This window comes from Viridibacillus sp. FSL E2-0187 (genome assembly GCF_038006425.1).
Lineage (GTDB): Bacteria > Bacillota > Bacilli > Bacillales_A > Planococcaceae > Viridibacillus > Viridibacillus arvi.
Map to the genome: position 1 here is coordinate 1 of NZ_JBBOVG010000004.1, position 2,417 is coordinate 2,417.

Sequence of the window (2,417 nt, forward strand, 5' to 3'; positions counted from 1 at the left end):
ACATTTATTGATTAACGTCTTGCATGTTCAGTTTTCAAGGTTCATTTTGTCGTTTTGTTTTGACGACTTTTAAATCTTAACATTTATCTCTTCATCTGTCAACAACTTTTTTTAAAAAGTTTTTAAGCAGTGAAGTTATTAAGTTTTGCTCAGTACGTCTTAGCGACAATTAATATAATACAATACAATGGATACAAGTGTCAACACTTTATTACAAAAAAATATGAAAGAGATTTTTTGTTTATAGAAACTGATCAGAAACAGGCGTCCCTATGCGTTTAAAGCAAGGTCTTAAGTATCTATCTAGGGCTGTACCCCTTATTGTATAAGGCTCAATTTTTTCAACTTTATATTAATTCTTTTGTTCATATAAAGAGATTTCTAATAGTATTTTAAAAAAATAATGAAGTGTAAAAAGAGATTTTCATGAAATCATTTTTATCTTAAACCAGTTTTATATTGAGATACCAGAAAAGATTAAGGTAAATTAAGCCCTTCTTTCAAATGTTTTCATTATTAACAAACCTATACTAAATAAATTGATAGAGAAATAAGTAAGATCTATTTTCTATATTCAGAAAGAATGAACCAAACAAAGATAACTTAAATATTTCAACCATGAAGGTACTTCGTTATTCTATAGCATTAGCTCCTACGTTCTTATTATAGGAGACTGTCACAAATCTAATTATTCAAAGATTATTGGTTAAGGACATATGCTTAGTTTTGTTAGATGCAGCATAAGATAACAAATTATCAACTTCTAATGTACTTTACATCTATGTGTAATTGACATTTAAGAACTAGTTACCTAAATAAGTATTAGAACACGACCGTTTCAAATCAGGCAATGACGCACTAGTAATAGATCTTTAAAATATTTAAAACATTCCCCTACACTCGCCTTAAAATCTAGAGACAGTTGCAATCGAGTTACGACTAAACATCTCAATCATTATTGGAGTTGATTTCAATTATTAGATGCTATAAAACAAAAGTAAGTTAAATAAGAAATTCATAATTTCACAAATAGTACTTACGATAAGTCTTAAAACAAATCATCAGATGCTCTTTAAGTTGTATATCCAAGTTCCTAAGTAAAGGTTTTTAGGAAGCATTTGTAGAATAGATATATTACCACTATTCAACTATCTGTTAAACAATTAGGAGGAAAAGGTACTCTTCGATGTAGTGTTTTAGTTAAAATTCGATTTTATGTTAACCTAAATGATTTATTTAGCATCAATATTTGAAGCAAAAGCCAAATTTATATAAAAAGGAGAACAAAGATGAATTTGCAAACACAACGACTCAAAATTGTCCCTTGTACAAAACAATCATTATCAAATTTTTCAAGGGAAGAATATAAAATTGGTCCTCACATCATTCAGTATTTAGTGGATCTAGAAGAAGATTCTACACTTTCTGGTTGGGGTGTATGGTTGGTTATCAATAAAGAAACAAACACAATTATTGGCGACATTGGATTTAAAGGTAAACCAAATTCAGTACACACAGTTGAAGTAGGATATGGAATTATACCTTCAGAACAAAATAAAGGATACGCCACAGAGGCAGTAAAAGAAATTATAGAATGGGCGTTTTCATTTAAAAATGTTAATAAAGTAATTGCTGAATGCTTGGTTGATAATATTTCATCAACTAAAGTGTTAGAAAAGCTAAGTATGAATAAAATTGGAGTAGTAGATGATATGTTAAAATGGGAATTAGAAAAGGACATTTTTATATAAATTAAAAAGACATACTGATTATTGTACGTCTTTTTAGTTTATTAGTTTACTTTTTTCAAACTAACTTATAAAAGGTCTACTTTCAGGCGTTAGATCCCTCTACGTTCAAGTTAGCAACAATCTTTGAGAAAAGATCCTTTAAATAAAAGTGCACCTTTAGAAACTGAACTAATTCAATAATATTTATTAGGGTTTTAAATAATCGAGATTTTTATATACTTAGATTTAAAAAATAAATAAATTTATCTTCAACAGTATGATGCAAGTGTAGAAATCGTCTTTATGGATATGTATCTAACGTTCATAACGCGTAGAATCTTCTTTAATTAGGGTAATCTGCTTCTAGTATAGAATGGATGATGGCCACCATCGTATGTAAAAGAATACCTGCTTACAATGAAAAATACAAAAGAGTGTATTATGTCTTTATCAAATAAGAAAAGAGTTAACAGAAGCCATGAAACATTCAAAATCGGTATATCAATTTTTTGAATCTCTCCATTTTTAAATGTTTTTTGAATGCATCAAGAAACATGGTTACATTTAAAAGCTAAGAACAATTCCGATTGAAAATCGCAATTTCCAAATACATACAAAGAAATTAGAAACTATATCTATTTTTGCTATCCTTTTATTAACATTGAACCATTAGAGTAAAATTTAACA

1 protein-coding gene is annotated in these 2,417 nt (G+C 28.1%); it reads left to right on the forward strand.

What is annotated here, in order from left to right:
- Window positions 1-1,289: 1,289 nt before the first annotated feature.
- Complete coding sequence (locus MHH85_RS22205; protein ID WP_340708546.1) at window positions 1,290-1,751, forward strand: GNAT family N-acetyltransferase; 462 nt, start codon at window positions 1,290-1,292, stop codon at window positions 1,749-1,751.
- Window positions 1,752-2,417 lie beyond the last annotated feature (666 nt).

What these genes read in the sequence shown, in the direction of transcription:
- MHH85_RS22205 (WP_340708546.1), top strand. Translation starts at nt 1,290, where the DNA reads ATGAATTTGCAAACACAACGACTCAAAATTGTCCCTTGTACAAAACAA.